We start from the raw sequence: 16,682 nt of genomic DNA, 5'->3' as shown, positions 1-16,682 counted from the left end.
CCCTACAGGCGTGACTGGTATCCGCCCACCAGATCGTCGGCGGCGGCTAAACGGGTGAGGAGGTGTTCGAGCGCCTCGTCGGCCTGCGCGAACTGGCCCGGCAGCCACGGATCTGCCTTGGCCTGCGCGTCGACGAGTGCGCGCCGGGCGTCGCCGAGCAGAGTCCTCGCCCGCTCGGCATGCGCCCGTCCGTCGCCGACCCCCGCTCGCGCGGTGGTGAGCAACTGGTGGATTTCGGCGAGCCCCGACATCGGCGTTAAAGCCGCGCCGAGTAGGAATCGGCCGACGAGATGCCGGCCTGGATGGTGCTCTGCATGCCGGTGATCCCTTGCAGCGCTTCGGCGAGAAGGCCGTGCGCCTGGTTCACCTCGTGCTGGCTGCTGCCCTGGGTGGCTTGGGACAGCGACAGCTGTGCTTCTTCGAGTGCCTGCGCTGCCTGCTGCAGCGCGGCGATGCTCGCGGACGCCTTCTCGTTCGCGAGCGCGATACCAGCGCGGATCTCTTCCACTCCGGCCATGGGGGCGGGCTCCTCGGTGCGTCATGGGCTGAAACGACCACATACAAACTTAGCGTGATCAGGTGTCTTCGGTAAGTAAGTGGGAACGGGAGAATCGACAAAGCCCCGGACGCGGTCGGGCATCCGGGGCCAGTCGGGCGTCGGCTTCTCGGGTGCGCACGCGGGGCCCGAAACCCGCGTTTCAGCCTTCTGACCTGCGGGTTCTCGGTGTTCGTGCGACGGCCAACGCCCAGGTCAAAACGGTATTCGTGACACCGGGAAACCTCTCCGGACGGCTGCGATGAAGTCTGCGGCGAAGCCTAGCGGGTAGGACCGTTCGGCCGATCCCAGCCCCTGCCCCGGTTGCGGACAGCGACGGCCCGCCGCCCGGTTCAGCGAGCGCCTGCCGGATTCGGGTCGTCGCCGAGGTAGGTGCCGTAACCCTCGACGACGAGATCGCCGTCGAAGACCAGGACCTCGTTGACCAGTCCGCCCTTCTGGTTGCGGTAGTTGATAACGAGCGCGCCGAGTCCGACGTAGACGCCGATGACCTCGAAGCGGAGATCGGGAATCCGGCGCAGCCCCTCGGCCCAGTACGCGCGCAGCGCCGCCTTGCCGCGGATCACGCCGTCGCCGCCGATCACCTGAACCGCGACCGGGGACCGGAAGGTCACGTCGTCGGCGAAGTGGGTCATCAATGCGTCGAGATCGTGGGCGTTCCACGCCTGTGCCCAGTGGTCGGCGAACTCTTGAGCTGCGCTGTGGTTCATGACCGAATTCTGTCAGCGGAATATCGTTGCCAGGCAAGGGATTTACGCGGAAACGACGAAGGTCCCAGCTTCTGGGAAGCCGGGACCTTCGTGGTGTTGCAGCGGAGGATACAGGATTCGAACCTGCGAGGGCGTGAACCCAACACGCTTTCCAAGCGTGCGCCTTAGGCCGCTCGGCCAATCCTCCGTGGGGAAGAATACCGGATGGCTCTCCGGGCTTCCGCAGGTGGTCCGACCTGCGCGAACCGGTTCAGGCCGGGACGACGTCGGCGACCACGATGGTGATGTTGTCCGGGCCGCCGCCCTCGTTGGCCAGTGCGATGAGGCGCGGGACGATTTCCTCGGGGGTGCCGTCGGCGAGGACGTCCTGGATGGCCGGTTCGCTGGCGCCCGCGGTGAGGCCATCGGAGCAAAGCAGGTAGCGGTCGCCGGCTTGCGGGGTGAACTCCCAGACGTCCGGTTCGGCCGAGCCGGTGCTCAGGAGGGCCTTCATCAGCATCGAGCCACGCGGGTGGTGGTCGGCGTCGGCGGCGCTGATGGTGCCGTCTTCGACCAGGGCCTGGGCCAGGGTGTGGTCGCGGGTGATGCGCTGCAGTTCGCCGTCGCGCAAAAGGTAGCCGCGGGAGTCGCCGACGTGGGCCGCGGCGAAGTGGGTGCCGTCGAACAGCAGGGTGGTGAGGGTGGTGCCCATGCCTTGGGTGGCGGGGGTTTCTTCGGCCACCTGGGCGAGCTGTTCGGCGATCCGGCGGACGCCGTCGGAGAGCAGGTTCGACAGGTTGTGCGCGGTGAGGTCCAGCGTGCGCAGCTCCGCGTCCAGCGAGGCCAGCACGCTGACCGCGGTCGAGCTGGCCACCTCGCCGTGCGGCTGGCCGCCGATGCCGTCGGCCACCACGAGCATCCGCCCGCTGGCGTACACGGAGTCCTCGTTGTTGGTGCGTCGTCGCCCTTGATCCGATCCCGCGGAGTAGCGCAGGGTGAACCGGGTCTGCTCGGTGGCCATGTCCCCATGAAACCATTGGTTGACTGAGTTAACAAGCAAAACGATGGAAACCGCTGTCGTCGGCTATCGTGCTCGTCATGGCAGACGACGCGGCGGTGAGTGCGGCCGACATCGCGCGCCTGGCGGGCGTGCGCCGGGCGGCGGTGAGCAACTGGCGGCGGCGCCACGACGATTTTCCCAAACCTGTAGGCGGCACGGCGTCCAGCCCGTTGTTTTCGCTGCCGGAGGTGCAGGCGTGGCTGCGCGGGCGCGGGCGTCCGTTCGAGCTCGCGCCGATTGACGAGGCGTGGCAACGGCTGCGTGCCCTTGGCGACGACCTCGATCTCGGCGCGCGGCTGGCGGCGGTCGGCGAGTATCTCGCGGACGATGCTGAGGGGCCTGATGATGCGGAGCTGCTGGCGCTGATCTCCCAGCTCGCGTCGAGCGAAGGCGCGGCGGAGACGTTCGAGCAGCTCTGCGACCGTTTCTTCGAGGCCCATGCCCGCCGGCTTTCCACCACGCCGACCGCGTACGCCGACCTGATGGTGCGGCTGACCGGCGCGAAGGGGGCCACGGTGCTCGACCCGGCGTGCGGGTTCGGGTCGCTGCTGCTGGCCGCCGCCGCGACCCGGGCGCGGGGGCAGGACGTCGATCCGGACACCGCGCGGATCGCTGGCATCCGGCTGCGGCTGCACGGCGCGGACACCGAGGTGCACGCCGCAGACGCGTTGCGCGCGGACGCTTTCGCCGATCGGCTCGCTGACGTCGTGCTGTGCGATCCGCCGTTCAACGAGCGCGGCTGGGGGCACGAGGAACTGGTCGGCGACGCGCGCTGGGAGTACGGCTTGCCGCCGCGCGGCGAGTCGGAGCTGGCGTGGGTGCAGCACTGCCTGGCCCACGTGAAGCCCGGCGGCGCGGTGGCGGTGCTGATGCCGGGGGCGGCGGCCGGGCGGCGGAGCGGGAAGCGCATCCGGGCGAATCTGCTGCGCGCTGGCGCGTTGCGTGCGGTGTGCACGCTCGCGGCGGGCACCGATCTTTGGCTGCTCACGCGACCGGAGCCGGAGCAGCGAGCGCCGGCGACCGTGCTGATCGCCGACACGACCGCGGAGAACGTCGAGCAGGTGTGGCTGGACTTTCTGGCCGATCCGGATACCGGCGAACGCATCATCGACGTGCTCGACGACGACGTCGACCTCACGCCGTCCGGTCGCCCTGGCGAAAGTGACTCGGGCGAGGCTTTCCTTGCCGCGCAACGGCTCTTCGGGCAGATCGGGATCGAGCTGCCCAAGCTGGAACCGGCTTCCGGCGAACCGGCGCACACGACTGTCGGCGAGCTGGTGAAGGCGGGCGCGCTGCGGATCACGCACGCGCCGCCGCGGACCGCCGACGGCGACGAAGCCGTGCTGACCACCGACGACGTCCTAATCGGTGGCCCGCCGACCGGGCATGCCGCGCCCGATCCGGCGGCGGTGTTCGCCCATGAAGGCGACGTGGTCGCGTCGGTCACCGGCGCGGTGATCGTCCATAGTGGAGCACCGGTGCGGCTCGGGCCCGCGCTTTCCCGTTATCGCGTGGATCCGGAGCTGCTCGACGCACAGTTCCTCGCCGGCTGCCTGCGCGCCGCGGACTTCCCGGTGCACAGCGCGTCGACCCGGATCGATGCGCGGCGGTTGAAGGTGCCGCGGCATCCGCTCGAAACGCAGCGTGCGTACGGCGTCGCTTTCCGCGCGCTCGCGGACTTCGACCGGGCGCTGCGGCAAACCGCGGAAATCGGCCGCGACCTGGTGCGGCTAGGCTTTGCCGCACTCGCCGAAGGACGGCTGAAGCCCGGTGGCGGGTGAGCGCTGTGAGGGGGCCCATGCTGATCGCGGACCGCTACGAGGTCGACGATCTGCCGCTCGGACGGGGCGGCATGGGTTCGGTGCACCGCGGGCTCGACCGGCGGCTGGGCCGGCACGTCGCGATCAAGCTGCTGCGGCTGCCCGGCGGCGACGAAGAGCTGGAGGAACGCTTCGCGCGCGAAGCGCGGATCCTCGCCACGCTCGACCATCCCGGCGCGCCCACGCTGTACGACTTCGGCGCGCATGACGACCGGCTATTCCAGGTCATGCAGTTCGTCGAAGGCGTGACGCTGGACGATCTGATCGCCGAACACGGTCCGCTGCCGGTGCCGTGGGCGGCGGCAATCGCGGCGCAAGCAGCTGCGGTGTTGTCGGCGGCGCACGCTCGCGCGGTCTGTCACCGTGATCTCAAGCCAGCCAACCTGATGCTGTGTCCGGACGGCAGTGTGAAGGTGATGGACTTCGGGCTCGCTGTGTTGCGCGAAGCCGACACTGCTCGCTTCACGCGCGCAGGACAGCTGCTGGGTACGCCGTCGTACATGGCTCCGGAGCAGATCCAGCGTGGGCACGCGGAGCCGCGAAGCGACCTGTACGCGCTCGGTTGCGTACTGCACGAGATGCTGACTGGCCGTCCGGTCTTCACCGGGCCGACGGCGTACGCGGTGTTCGACAAGCAGGTGAAGGAAACAGCGCCGGTCGTTCCCGGCGTACCGCGAGAGTTGAACGCGCTTCTCGCCGCGACGCTCGCGAAGGATCCTTCGGCGCGACCGTCTGGGGCGGAAGTGCTGTACGCGAATCTCGTGCCTTTCGCGCGCGACTTGCCACCGTTGCCGGGTTTCCTGCACCCGGCAACGGTGCTGAGCCCTTCGCGGATGTACGCGCGCATGGTGGGGCTTAGCGGCTGATGCTCGCGGGCGTCTGCTCGGACAGCGGCAGGCCAAGCTTCTGGATGCGGTAGTAGGTGTAAGCGTTCTGTACGCCGATGCTGACGCCGATCGTGAGCATGATCGTCGAAGACGTCACGGTGTTGCTGACGCCGAGCGCGGCTCCGATGAAGGAGAAGCCAACGCGTACGCCGATGGTGGCGAACCACAGCACCAGCGTGAGCGGAGTGCCCTTCACGAACGTCGTGCCTTCGCGGGCACTGAGAACCGAAGTGGAGCTGCGCAGGACGCCCAGCAGGCCAAGGACTACGACGTCGCCAGCCAGCAGCGCGTATTCCGTCGCGGTCGCGCTTTGCAACGCGGTGGCGGCGGAGAACACGCCGATCGCGGTCAGGATGAACGGCAGCGTCAGCAACCGCTTGCGGCTGAGCAGCGTGCCGCGCCACTGCCGGTAGACGACCCGGTAGAGGACGAGTGCCGCGATCGCGACGTAGACAACGATGGTGAGCGGGCCGAGGTTCACGGTGCTCCTTCGGAGGTGGTCGGCTTCGCCCGGCCGGCGGCGGGTGCCGGGAGGCTGCCCGGCGTGCTTCCAGCCTCGCCGGGATCGGTGCGGTTTTCGTCGGCGTACGGGCTGGTGCCGGGTGGATCCGCGGCTCAACCCGGGGGTGGAGACGCCGGATCGTGACCATTTCCGAGCAACCACGTAGGGGTGGTGGTCGTCTATTCGGGTGATACGGGTCCTACCGAATGTGACCCGACCGAACGCGGGGGTACCGGATCGTGAAAAGGGTTCTGGTGGGGATGGCGGCGCTGGCCGCGGCTTTCGGGCTCGTGGCGTGCTCCGGCGGCACGGCCGGGTCGGCTTCCGGCGGCGGGGCGGTTCCCGCGGCGGCGAGCGTGCCCACCTCGTCGGCTAGCGCGCCGGCCAGCAGTTCCGCCCCGGCGACCAGCAGCAGCCCGGCGAGCACCAGCGCGACTCCGACGCCGAAACCGACTCCGAAGCCCGCGCCCGCGCCCAAGCCGCAGCCGAAGGCCGACCCGGAGCCGAGCGCCGACGTGCCGTGCGCGGCGGCCGCCGCCGCTTCGGGCACCAGCGCCTGTGTCGACATTTCCGGGCACCGCGCCTGGCTGCTGCAGGACGGCAAGGTCATCTACGGCCCCGTCTCGATGCTGCCCGGGCGCAAGGGGCACGCGACCCCGACCGGCACGTTCCACGTGCTGTCCAAGGAAAAAATGCACCTGAGCAAGCAGTTCGACAACGCGCCGATGCCGAACTCGGTCTTCTTCTACCCGGGCGACGCGTTCCACACCGGCAGCCTGAAGGTGTACTCGCACGGCTGCATCCACCTGTCGGCGGCGTCGTCGCTGCGGTTCTTCAACACCCTGCACGTCGGCGACGTCGTCCAGGTCGTGCCCTGACCCAGAGCGTCACGTTCGGATAAATATCACCCGATAGAGGCAACTCCATCCCCCTTTTGAGCGATTACTCCTCGCTGAGAAAGGGGGCCTTGGATGGCCTGGCGCAAGTTCCGTTCCCTGCTCGTGGCCGCACTCGTGGCGGTCGCCGTTCCCGTCGTGGACATCGCGGTCGCCCCGGCGGCAGCTGCCGATACTCCGGCGCTGCCGCCGGGGTTCGTCTTGCGGGACCTGCCCACCGGGCTCGGGCAGTACGAGTTCACCGACTTCGCCTGGCTGCCCGACGACAGCGTGCTGGCGCTCGGCAAGTCCGGCGTCGTCAACTGGGTCCCGGCCGCGGGTGCCGGCGCGCCGCAGCGGATCGCGACCTTCCCGGTCGAGACGCAGGGCGACATGGGCCTCACGAGCATCGCGCTCGCGCCGGACTACGCCACCTCGCACCAGATCTACCTGAACCGCTCGGTGTCGCTGGGCAACGGCCAGTACACGTTGCGCGCCGCCAAGTTCACCGTGCAGGTCGACGGCGACGGCCATCCGTCCGGACTGACCGGCGAGCAGGTGATTTTCGACCTGCCCGGCAGTCCGTATTACATCCACGGCCTCGACACCGTTTACCCCGCGCCGGACGGCACGCTCTGGTACTCCGTCGGCGACAACGGCGACGCGGGCAAGACCAACCCGGTCGCCTTCGTCGCGCAGGACCTCGATTCGCCGTTCGGCAAGATCCTGCACCTCACCGCGGACGGCAAGGGCGTGCCGAGCAACCCGTACTACAACGCTTCCGCGCCGGATTCCGCCCGCAGCAAGGTTTTCGCAAGTGGATTCCGTAACCCCTTCCGGTTCAGTCTTGACCCGAAGAGCGGCCTGCCGGTGGTCGGCGATGTCGGCTGGTACACCTGGGAAGAGCTGGATGTCGTGCAGCCTGGGGCGAATCTCGCTTGGCCTTGTTACGAGGGGAACCATCCCACGCCGGGCTATTCAACGGACGCGCGTTGTGCTTCCGTGGTGAACACTCCGCCGTTGTGGGACTACCAGCACGGGACTGGTCCTGCGCAGGGCAACAGCGTCACTGGCGGGATTGTGTATGGGGGCACTACTTATCCGGCTGCTTACCAGGGTGCGTACTTCTTCGGCGACTACGCGGGGCAGAAGATCTGGACGCTGCGTTATGACGCCCAGGGCAAGCTCACGCAGGCGCCGACGAGTCCGCCGCCGTTCCAGAATGTCGGTGGGGTTACTCGGATTTCTGCCGCGCCTAACGGCGACATTGTCTTCAGCGACCTCAACTCCGGGGTGCTCCGGCGGTTGAGTTACTCGACGAACAACGCTCCGCCAGTGGCCAAGGCGACGTCTTCGACGGATCCGGATACTCGCACGGTTTCCTTTGACGCCAGCGGTTCTACTGACGCCGACGGCGATCCGCTCACGTATGCCTGGGACTTCGGGGACGGCAGCACTGGTGCCGGGGTTCAGGCCAGCCACCAGTACGGGGACGGTGCTTCGTTCACCGCGACGTTGACCGTCTCGGATCCGCTCGGCGGGGTTGGGACGGCGAAGATTGCTGTCGCGCCGGGTAATCACTCGCCGGTGTTGACGTTGTCCGCGCCGGACAAGAACTTCGCCGTCGGTGAGCCGGTTTCGTTGTCGGCTACGGCTACTGACGTTGAGGATGGAGCGCTTCCGGTTACGTGGACGTCGTTGATTCGGCACTGTCCGGATCTTGGGGCTTGCCATGTGCATCCTGGAGACGGGGCGACCGGGCCCACGCTGACGGTTCCGTTTACCGATCACACGGACTCTCGGATGGAGTTCACCGCGACTGTTACCGATAGCGCGGGGGTGCAGGCCAGCAAGACGTATGTCGCTTACCCGCGCCAGCATCGGTTGACGTTGGTGGGAACGCAGCCTGCCGCGTTGAGCATCCCGAGCGAGGGCGGCGTCAGCAGCGCGATGGTCACTGAGGGTGCGACGTTCGACGTGACCGCGGCGTTGGTCGGCACTGACGGGGTCTCCAAGTTCACCGGTTGGCAGGGCGGTCCGGCTACCTCTTCGTGGTCGATCACCGTTGGCGCCGGCGACATGACCCTTACCGCCAACTACGTCACGGCGATCGACCAGCGATATGCGGCTGAACCTGGGTTGCGGAGTTTGCTCGGCGCGCCAACGGGTCCTGAGGTCGTGGACGGTCCGGTGCGGTATCGGGTTTACGCGAACGGCCGGTTGTACTGGTCGGCGGCTGCCGGGGTGCATGAGATCGGCGGGCAGATCCTGGCCCGGTACCTCGCGATCGGCGGGCATCAGTTGTACGGGCCGCCGGTGACCGACGAGACCCGGACGCCGGACGGGGTGGGGCGGTACAACCATTTGATCGGTACCCCGGCAAGCCAGGCCGCGTCGATTTACTGGACGTCTTCTACGGGTGCGCATTCGGTGCAAGGGCAGATTCGGGCTAAGTGGGCCGCGCTGGGCTGGGAGCGCGGGGTCGGGTATCCGACCACCGATGAGTCCGGGACTCCCGACGGGGTCGGACGGTATAACCACTTCACCGGCGGTTCGGTCTATTGGACGCCTTCCGGTGGGGCGCATCAGATCGGCGGCGCGATCCGGGACAAGTGGGCTTCGCTGGGCTGGGAGCGGGGTCTTGGCTATCCGACTACGGATGAGTCCGCGACGCCGGATCGGGTGGGCCGGTACAACCACTTCACTGGCGGGTCGATCTACTGGACGCCGGCTACCGGGGCGCATCAGATCGGTGGGGCCATTCGGGACAAGTGGGCTTCGCTGGGTTGGGAGCGAGGTCTCGGTTATCCGACTACCGATGAAACCAGTACCCCTAACGGGATCGCGCGGTACAACCACTTCACCGGCGGTGGCTCGATTTACTGGAGCGCGGGGACTGGGGCGCACATGGTGCAGGGGGAGATCCGCAAGCGGTGGGCCGCGCTGGGATGGGAGAACGGGTATCTGGGGTTGCCTACCTCGGATGAATATCCGATCAGCGGGGGCGCCCGAAGCGATTTCCGGGGCGGATATGTGATTTTCCGGAATGGGGTGACCACGGACTACCGGTGGTGAGTCGTTCTCGGGGCTGCCGTCGGTGCGCCATCGCTCGGCCGACGGTAGCTCCGCACCGGGATTTCTTGTTACTGTGTCGTTAGGCTGTGACTGGCGTGTGAAGATGGATCACCATCGGGGAGCGGCCTCGTCGACGTGACGTCGTGCCGTGCGCCTGGGCTCTTGCAGGATCGAGATCCGGGAGACACGGCGATGGTTCGACCTCTGGCCTTTTCGAGAGAATCCTGGCACCGGCCTCAGCTGGTGGGAATTGTCAACGTCAGCGCGGACTCGTTCTCTGACGGCGGCAGATTCCTGACACCGGCGAACGCGCTCGCGCACGCGCGCCGATTGCTGGCGGCGGGCGCGGACGTCGTCGAACTCGGCCCCGCAGCCAGTCATCCGGGCGCCGTGCCGGTGACCGCCGACGAGGAAATGCGGCGCCTCGACCTGGTCCTGGACCATTTGGTCGCCGACGGCATCCCCGTGTCGGTCGACTCGTTCCAGTCCCAGACACACCGGTTCGCCGCTGCTCGCGGAGCCACTTTTCTCAACGACATCCAGGGATTTCCGGACCCCGCGCGGTATGCGGAGCTGGCCGATACCGGATGCCGCCTCGTCGTCATGCACTCGGTGCAGCGGCGGGGACCCGCGACCAAGGTGCGCACCGACCCGCAGACGGTGCTGACGGCGCTGGAGCAGTTCTTCGACGAGCGGCTGGCTGCGCTCCAAGCGGCGGGCATCGACCGCGAACGGCTGATCATCGATCCCGGGCTCGGATACTTTCTCGGCGCCACGCCGGAACCGTCGCTGGCAGTGCTGGGCGCGCTCCGCGCGATCAGGACCCGGTTCGGGGTCCCGATCATGGTCTCGCCGTCCCGGAAGTCGTTCCTGCGCGCGATCACCGGACGCGAGCTGGCGGAGATCGGCCCGGCCAGCCTGGCCGCTGAGCTGTACGCCGCCAGCCACCGCGTCGATTTCATCCGGACTCACGACGTCGCGGCGCTTCGGGACGCACTCACCGTCCTCGCTGCCTTGGACCAGTACGCGGGAGCCAGCCGATGACGCGCCTCGACACTGCCCTGTTTCCGGTGAGCATCAAGCTCGAAACGGGCGTCCGACAAGCATCCTCTCCGGATCCGCCAGCACTGCCTAAGCTACCGCGCACCACCGAAAAAATCAGGCCAGATCAGCCGGACGGGTGCCGGTGGAGGCGAGCGGTAGGCCCAACGCAACCCGTTCGGTCAGCCAACCGCTGGGCCGGTAGCGAGGATCCCCGGTGGCGCGCAGCAACCCGTTCAGAATCCGGAGAACCTTTTCCGGACCGACCAGGTCGCCCCATTCCAGGGGACCGCGGGGGTAGCCAAGGCCTAGCCGCACGGCGGTGTCGATGTCGGCGGGGGCCGCGAGGCCCTGGTCGGCGATGTAGCAGGCCGTGTTGATGATCGAGGCCAGAAGGCGTTGCGCGATGGGGGCGGCACCGTCGCGGACGACCGTCACCGGGGTTCCGGTGGCAGCCAGGGCGGCCCAGGCGGCGCGGCCGTACTGGGGGGCCAGTCCAGGATGGACAGACATCGTGAAGCGCGATTCGTAGCCGAGGGCGTCGATTCCGCAGACGCGCGAGGCGGGCAATTCCAACTGCCGGGCAGCCTCCACAGTGGACTCTCCGCGCAAGGTCACCAGCAGAACCGTGTCCGGGTAGGCGTCGGGGACGACGTCGACGCCTGCCGCGGACAGCAGGCGGCCCAGGCGTTCGTCGGCGGCGTAGACCGGCATGGCGGGGGCGGGCGGGGCCGGAACCTCCGCGGGGACTTCTTGTTTTCCGTCGGGATAGCGGTAGAAGCCTTCGCCGGTTTTGCGGCCGAAGAGTCCGGCGGCGACGCGCGGGCGGGTGAGCCACGACGGGCGCAGGCGCGGTTCTGCGTGGAAGCCGCTCCAGATGCTTTCCAACACTGCGTGCGAGACGTCCAGGCCGGTGAGGTCCAGCAGTTCGAACGGGCCTAGCTTGAGGCCGAGGACGTCGCGTGCGATGCGGTCGATCTCGGCGGGAGAAGCGAGAGACTCGGAAAGGATCTGCAGGGCTTCGGTGTTCAGGCCACGGCCTGCGTGGTTGACGAGGAAGCCGGGCGCGTCCTTGGCCAGCACGGGTTCGTGGCCCCAGCCGCGGACCAGTTCGAGCGCTTCGCCGGGCAGCCAATCGGCGGTGCGGGCGCCGGGGATGACCTCGACCAGGCGCATCAGCGGGACCGGGTTGAAGAAGTGCAGACCGATCATGCGCGTGGGGTCGGTGATCCCGGCGGCGATTTCGGTGACCGACAGCGAGCTGGTGTTCGTCGCGAAGATCGTGTCGGGACCGCAGACCTTCTCCAAGCCGGCGAAGAGGGTTTGCTTCGTTTCCAGGTCTTCGCGGACGGCTTCGATCACCAGGTCCACGCCCTCGGCGGGCGCGAGCGGGCCGTCGACCGGGACGAGCCGTTCCTTCGCCGCGCGGCCGGCGTCCTCGGCGAGTTTGCCTTTGGCGACCAGCCGGTCGACCATCGCGCTGACGTGCTCGATCGCCGCGTTCACCGCGTCCGGTGCCGCGTCCGCGAGTTCCACGGTGGCTCCGCCGGTCGCGGCGAGCTGGACGATGCCTCGTCCCATCACGCCGGTGCCGATCACCCGGATCCTGCCGACCCGTCCGGCCCATCCCGTCACGTCGAACCCGCCTTTCGTTCTTGCGCCACGGCGAACTTACCCCGGACTACAGACCGACGAAGTCCGCCATCTGCCCGATGAGGTGCTCGAAGTACGCGTCGGCGGGGTCGACGCTGCCGACGTACTGGCCGAACAGCTCGAAGTTGAGCGCGCCGAACAGCTGCGTCCAGGCGCCGATGGCCCGCATGACGACCTCGGCGGGCGCGTCGATCTCCAGGATCCGGGTGAGCCGATCTGCTTGCGCGCGCAGTTCCGCCGACATCGGCGCGGTGACCGCCGGCTCGTGCGGATGTGCGTCGCGCAGCACTGCGACCAGCGCGAACGCCACTCGGCCCGCGGGCCCGACGGTGTCTTGCGGAGCTTGGTAGCCGGGGATCGGCGAGCCGTAGATGAGCGCGTACTCGTGCGGGTTCGCGCGGGCCCATTCGCGGGTCGCGCGCCAGATGGCTCGCCAGCGCGTGCGCGGGTCTTCGGTGTGCGGGTCGGCCTGTTCGGCCGCCTCGCCGACGGCGTTGTACGCGTCGACGATCAGCGCGGTGAGCAGGTGATCCCGGCTCGGGAAGTACCGGTACAGCGCCGACGAGACCATCCCCAGCTCACGGGCGACCGCGCGCAGGGAAAGCCCGAGCGCGCCGACCTCGGCCAGCTGGCGGCGGGCCTCGTCCTTGATCTCGCGGGTCAGCTCGGCGCGGACTCGTTCGCGGGCGGTCCGGGGTGCGGCAGTCATGCGATCAGTGTGCCTCGAATGAGAGCGCTGCGCAAAATCGAGAGCACTGCTCTTGACAGCCGACGGGTGCCGGTGTTCATTGTTCACAACAGAGAGCACCGCTCTCGCAAGCCGAGGAGGATCCCATGACCAGCACCCGTTACCTCGAACCGAGCAAGACGATGGCGGCCTTCAACGGCTTCGTCCGCTGGCTCACCAAGCGCGGCCTCAGCGTGTGGGGCAGCCGGGTGCTGGGCGTGCGCGGCCGCAAGTCCGGCGAACTGCGCGAGGTCCCGGTGAACCTGCTGCCGTTCGAGGGCAAGCAGTACCTGGTGGCCGCGCGCGGCGAAACGCAGTGGGTGCGGAATCTCCGCGCCGCGGGCGAGGGCCAGCTGACCGTCGGCCGCCGCACCGAGACCTTCACCTACCGCGAGTTGGCCGACGAGGAGAAGCCCGTCATCCTGCGCTCGTACCTCAAGCGCTGGGCGTTCGAGGTCGGCGCGTTCTTCGACGGCGTGGACGCGAAAGCTCCGGAGGAGAAGCTGCTGGAGATCGCGCCGGGCTACCCGGTGTTCGAGATCTTCACCCGGTGAGTCAGTGCGTGCGTTTCCGGAACGCAGTGGCCGCGACGAGGACCACGCCGACCAGGAACGCGACCAGCCCGATCAGGAACCACAGCTTCTGTCCGGTCATGAAGCTGCCGGTCAGCACGCCGACGCCCTGCAGCACCCACACCGCGCCGACGAGCACCAGCACCACACCGCACGCCAGCGTGATCCACCGCTTCACGACAGCCTCCTCGCTCGGAAGGGAACCTCGAGGAAGTCTCTCAAGGTTCCCTTCAAGCGACTAACCGCGGCGGCGAGGCTGTCCGTTGCCGAACTGCTGGGCTTCGCCGAGCGAGGTCGCGGTGGCCGTGGTGCCTTGGACCTTCGCGACCACAGTGACGTTGTCGCCGGACTTGGGCGAACCGGTTTTGCTGGTCGAAGAATCCAGCGTGTAGCTCTGCTTGTAGCCGTCCTTGCTCGTCAGGGTCACCGAGGTGGCGCTGAGTTCGGTGATCGTCCCGGTTTGCAGGCGTTCGGTCACGTACCCGCCGGCGGGATCGGCCACCACGAAGTCGCCGTGCAGTGCGTCCCGCAGCGCGGCCATCCCGCCCATGCCTCCGCGACCGGCGAAACCGCCCTGTCCGCCGGGTCCTCCCGGGCCGCCGAAGCCGCCGGGACCCTGACCCTGCTGTGCGGTCGCGTTGTTGCCGCTGGTGCCCGCCCAGATCGCCAGCCCGCCGCCCACCGCGATCACTACCGCGACGCCCGCCGCGATCGCGGTCTTCCGGCCCGACCACGCTTTCCCCGGGCCGCTGCCGCCGGATGCGGGAGCAGGCTGCTCTCCCCAGGTCGCGCCCTGTGCTGGATCGGTCGTCATGGTCTCCTCCGGAACGTTCGAGCTGGTTCTTCCCGAGCGTCGGGGCGCGCGCTGTGCGGAAGCTGTGCCGGACGTGGGGGACACCTGTGCACCCAGGCGGGGGAACGCGGGGGACACTGCACAGGAAACGCACAGCCGGGGCACAGCTCGACCTGAAGGCGGGCCCCGAAGATGGCACCATGAGCAGTGTGAACGCCGCATCTGCCGGCCGGGGCAAGGCCGAACTGCGCCGCGCGGACGGCAGCCCGGTCCGCGTGCTGGTCGTCGACGACGAATCGACGCTGGCCGAACTCGTGTCGATGGCCCTGCGGATGGAGGGCTGGGAGGTGCGCAGCGCGGGCACCGGAGCCGAGGCGGTGCGCGTCGGCCGCGATTTCCGGCCGGACGCCGTGGTGCTCGACGTGATGCTGCCCGATTTCGACGGGCTCGAGGTGCTGCGCCGGATGCGCGCCGAAACGCCTTATCTGCCCGTTCTTTTCCTGACCGCGAAAGACGCGGTGGAGGATCGGATCGCCGGGCTCACCGCGGGCGGCGACGATTACGTGACCAAGCCGTTCAGCCTCGAAGAGGTGGCGCTGCGGCTGCGCGCGCTGCTGCGCCGGGCGGGCGGGGTTTCCGGGTCGACCGGGTCGCAGCTCGTGGTCGGCGATCTGACGCTGGACGAGGACAGCCGCGAGGTGCACCGCGGCGGCGACCTGGTGCCGCTCACCGCGACCGAGTTCGAACTGCTGCGCTACCTGATGCGCAATCCGCGCCGGGTGCTGTCGAAGGCGCAGATCCTCGACCGCGTGTGGAGCTACGATTTCGGCGGCCAGGCCAATATCGTCGAGCTGTACATTTCCTACCTCCGCAAGAAAATCGACGCCGATCGGGAACCGATGATCCACACCATGCGCGGCGCCGGGTATGTCCTCAAACCCGCCGCGGGCTGAGCGCCGCCGTCCGTGGTCGTTGCGCCGCCGGCTGATCATGCAGCTGGCGGCGCTGCTCGCGTTGGTCTGCGTAGTGGTCGGCGTGGTCACCGAACTCGCGTTGAACAGTTTTCTCGTCGGGCAGCTCGACGTACAGCTGGCGGCGGCGAGCGATCGCGGGTTCCGGCACGGCGTGCCGCGGCCGCCCATCAACGGCACCGGCAAGGTGCCGCCGGACCCGCTGCGCGTGCTCGGCCAGCCGGAGGGGACGCTCAGCCTGACGGTGCACGACGGAAACGTGAACGGGCAGGTGATCGGCCCGCTCGGTCTCGTTCAGCTGACGACGGAGCAGGAACGGGTTTTGCTCGTGCTCGCGCCGAACGGCCAGCGCCGCACGGTCGAGCTTCCCGGGAATCTCGGGAAATACCGCGTGATCTCGACGTATTCGCCGCGCGGCGAGTTCACCGTGATCGGGTTGCCGATGACCCGGGTCACGGAAACGTTGTGGCGGTTGGGGTTCATCTTCGGCGGCGTCGCGCTCGGCGGCATTCTCGTCGCCGGGTTCGCCGGTGCGGTCACGATCCGGCGCACGATGGCTCCGCTGGACCGGCTCGCCGCCACCGCTTCTCTGGTTTCCGAACTGCCGCTGGACCGCGGCGAGGTCGCGCTGTCCGAGCGAGTGCCCGAAGTGGACACTGACCCGCGAACCGAAGTCGGCAAGGTCGGTTCGGCGATCAACCGGATGCTGGGCCACATCGCCGAGGCGCTCGCCGCCCGGCAGGCCAGCGAAAGCCGGGTGCGGCAGTTCGTCGCGGACGCGAGCCACGAATTGCGCACGCCGCTCGCCGCGATTCGCGGGTACGCGGAATTGACCCGGCGCAGCGGCGAACAGGTGCCGCCGGACATCGCGTTCGCGATGAGCCGGGTGGAATCCGAATCGGCGCGGATGACGACGCTCGTGGAAGACCTGCTGCTGCTCGCCCGGCTCGACTCCGGACGCCCGGTGGTGCACCAGCCGGTCGATTTGTCCCGGCTGGTCGCGGACGCGGTCGCCGATTCGCACGTCGCCGGGCCGGAACACAAGTGGCTGCTGGAACTTCCCGGCGAACCCATCGCGGTGCTGGGCGATTCCGGGCAACTGCACCAGGTGGTGCTGAACCTCCTCGGCAATGCCCGCACGCACACGCCCGCGGGCACCACGGTGACGACCGCACTGTCCACACGAGACGGATGGGTCACTTTGTCCGTTGTGGACGATGGGCCGGGAATTCCGCCGGACATCCTGCCCGAGGTATTCGAGCGGTTCGCCCGTGGCGACAATTCTCGTTCGCGCGCTGCCGGGAGTACCGGGCTCGGCCTGGCGATTGTCGCCGCGGTGGTAGCGGCGCATTCCGGGCGGGTGATGGTCGCCAGCGGGCCGGGGCGGACCGAATTCGTCGCCTCGTTCCCGCAATTGCGTGACGGTGGCAACACTCCTTCGTGAGTGATTCACAGCCCGCG

Annotated in this window: 17 protein-coding genes, 1 tRNA gene and 1 riboswitch; of the genes, 8 read left to right on the top strand and 10 right to left on the bottom strand. The window is 68.5% G+C overall.

Annotated features, from left to right (window positions below; all coding sequences use genetic code 11):
• Positions 1–2: 2 nt before the first annotated feature.
• The 5 genes from ACFXI3_RS11060 to ACFXI3_RS11040 form a co-directional block, all read right to left on the bottom strand.
• Positions 3–251 (bottom strand): hypothetical protein, encoded by a 249-nt coding sequence (locus ACFXI3_RS11060; RefSeq protein WP_378399406.1) that lies wholly within the window; start codon positions 249–251, stop codon positions 3–5.
• A gap of 5 nt (positions 252–256) precedes the next feature.
• Positions 257–517, bottom strand: coding sequence for a hypothetical protein (locus ACFXI3_RS11055; RefSeq protein ID WP_009084635.1), 261 nt, complete (start codon positions 515–517; stop codon positions 257–259).
• A gap of 371 nt (positions 518–888) precedes the next feature.
• The gene (locus ACFXI3_RS11050; RefSeq protein ID WP_378399405.1) at positions 889–1,266 is read right to left on the bottom strand and encodes a nuclear transport factor 2 family protein; all 378 of its coding nucleotides are present in this window, start codon (positions 1,264–1,266) and stop codon (positions 889–891) included.
• A gap of 102 nt (positions 1,267–1,368) precedes the next feature.
• A tRNA-Ser gene (locus ACFXI3_RS11045) sits at positions 1,369–1,453 on the bottom strand.
• Positions 1,454–1,516: 63 nt separating this feature from the next.
• The gene (locus ACFXI3_RS11040) at positions 1,517–2,266 is read right to left on the bottom strand and encodes a protein phosphatase 2C domain-containing protein (RefSeq protein ID WP_344266024.1); all 750 of its coding nucleotides are present in this window, start codon (positions 2,264–2,266) and stop codon (positions 1,517–1,519) included.
• Positions 2,267–2,343: 77 nt separating this feature from the next.
• On the opposite strand from ACFXI3_RS11040, the gene ACFXI3_RS11035 reads away from it, so the two are divergent.
• Together ACFXI3_RS11035 and ACFXI3_RS11030 are read left to right on the top strand one after the other, a co-directional pair.
• Positions 2,344–4,086 carry an N-6 DNA methylase gene (locus ACFXI3_RS11035; protein ID WP_344266021.1) on the top strand — a complete coding sequence of 581 codons (1,743 nt, stop codon included), beginning with the start codon at positions 2,344–2,346 and terminating at the stop codon, positions 4,084–4,086.
• Positions 4,087–4,103: 17 nt separating this feature from the next.
• Positions 4,104–4,991, top strand: a complete 888-nt coding sequence (locus ACFXI3_RS11030; protein ID WP_344266018.1) for a serine/threonine-protein kinase — start codon at positions 4,104–4,106, stop codon at positions 4,989–4,991.
• Here the strand turns inward: ACFXI3_RS11030 and ACFXI3_RS11025 are convergent.
• A complete protein-coding gene (locus ACFXI3_RS11025) occupies positions 4,981–5,493 on the bottom strand; it encodes a hypothetical protein (RefSeq protein WP_378399404.1) in 513 nt (170 codons plus the stop codon). The two genes, ACFXI3_RS11030 and ACFXI3_RS11025, sit on opposite strands and share 11 nt — an antisense overlap.
• 260 nt (positions 5,494–5,753) lie before the next feature.
• Between ACFXI3_RS11025 and ACFXI3_RS11020 the strand changes: the two genes are divergently transcribed.
• From ACFXI3_RS11020 to folP, 3 genes are all read left to right on the top strand, one after another.
• Entirely contained in the window at positions 5,754–6,392 is a 639-nt protein-coding gene (locus ACFXI3_RS11020; protein ID WP_378399403.1) for a L,D-transpeptidase, read from the top strand.
• A gap of 93 nt (positions 6,393–6,485) precedes the next feature.
• A complete protein-coding gene (locus tag ACFXI3_RS11015) occupies positions 6,486–9,464 on the top strand; it encodes a PQQ-dependent sugar dehydrogenase (protein ID WP_378399402.1) in 2,979 nt (992 codons plus the stop codon).
• Between the two features lie 76 nt (positions 9,465–9,540).
• A riboswitch (ZMP/ZTP riboswitch) is annotated at positions 9,541–9,631 on the top strand.
• 25 nt (positions 9,632–9,656) lie between these two features.
• Positions 9,657–10,508 (top strand): dihydropteroate synthase, encoded by an 852-nt coding sequence (folP, locus tag ACFXI3_RS11010; protein WP_378399401.1) that lies wholly within the window; start codon positions 9,657–9,659, stop codon positions 10,506–10,508.
• 114 nt (positions 10,509–10,622) lie between these two features.
• Here the strand turns inward: folP and ACFXI3_RS11005 are convergent, their stop codons facing one another.
• Together ACFXI3_RS11005 and ACFXI3_RS11000 are read right to left on the bottom strand one after the other, a co-directional pair.
• Positions 10,623–12,140 carry a 3-hydroxyacyl-CoA dehydrogenase gene (locus tag ACFXI3_RS11005; protein ID WP_378399400.1) on the bottom strand — a complete coding sequence of 506 codons (1,518 nt, stop codon included), beginning with the start codon at positions 12,138–12,140 and terminating at the stop codon, positions 10,623–10,625.
• Between the two features lie 46 nt (positions 12,141–12,186).
• The gene (locus ACFXI3_RS11000; RefSeq protein ID WP_378399399.1) at positions 12,187–12,867 is read right to left on the bottom strand and encodes a TetR/AcrR family transcriptional regulator; all 681 of its coding nucleotides are present in this window, start codon (positions 12,865–12,867) and stop codon (positions 12,187–12,189) included.
• Positions 12,868–12,992: 125 nt separating this feature from the next.
• Between ACFXI3_RS11000 and ACFXI3_RS10995 the strand changes: the two genes are divergently transcribed.
• Positions 12,993–13,439 carry a nitroreductase family deazaflavin-dependent oxidoreductase gene (locus ACFXI3_RS10995; RefSeq protein ID WP_344266001.1) on the top strand — a complete coding sequence of 149 codons (447 nt, stop codon included), beginning with the start codon at positions 12,993–12,995 and terminating at the stop codon, positions 13,437–13,439.
• A gap of 1 nt (position 13,440) precedes the next feature.
• On the opposite strand, the gene ACFXI3_RS10990 is transcribed toward ACFXI3_RS10995, so the two are convergent.
• Both ACFXI3_RS10990 and ACFXI3_RS10985 read right to left on the bottom strand, forming a co-directional pair.
• Positions 13,441–13,635 carry a hypothetical protein gene (locus tag ACFXI3_RS10990; protein ID WP_344265998.1) on the bottom strand — a complete coding sequence of 65 codons (195 nt, stop codon included), beginning with the start codon at positions 13,633–13,635 and terminating at the stop codon, positions 13,441–13,443.
• 60 nt (positions 13,636–13,695) lie between these two features.
• A complete protein-coding gene (locus tag ACFXI3_RS10985) occupies positions 13,696–14,271 on the bottom strand; it encodes a hypothetical protein (protein ID WP_344265996.1) in 576 nt (191 codons plus the stop codon).
• 179 nt (positions 14,272–14,450) lie between these two features.
• Between ACFXI3_RS10985 and ACFXI3_RS10980 the strand changes: the two genes are divergently transcribed.
• Both ACFXI3_RS10980 and ACFXI3_RS10975 read left to right on the top strand, forming a co-directional pair.
• On the top strand, positions 14,451–15,203 hold the full coding sequence (locus ACFXI3_RS10980; RefSeq protein ID WP_043834561.1) for a response regulator transcription factor: 753 nt from the start codon (positions 14,451–14,453) through the stop codon (positions 15,201–15,203).
• Positions 15,178–16,665, top strand: a complete 1,488-nt coding sequence (locus ACFXI3_RS10975) for a sensor histidine kinase (protein ID WP_378399398.1) — start codon at positions 15,178–15,180, stop codon at positions 16,663–16,665. Before ACFXI3_RS10980 ends, ACFXI3_RS10975 begins: the two co-directional genes overlap by 26 nt.
• The last annotated feature ends 17 nt before the right edge of the window (positions 16,666–16,682 follow it).

Source organism: Amycolatopsis sp. NPDC059235, from assembly GCF_042754125.1.
In the GTDB taxonomy this organism is placed as follows: domain Bacteria; phylum Actinomycetota; class Actinomycetes; order Mycobacteriales; family Pseudonocardiaceae; genus Amycolatopsis; species Amycolatopsis albidoflava.
This window is presented reverse-complemented; position numbering and strand designations above follow the sequence as displayed.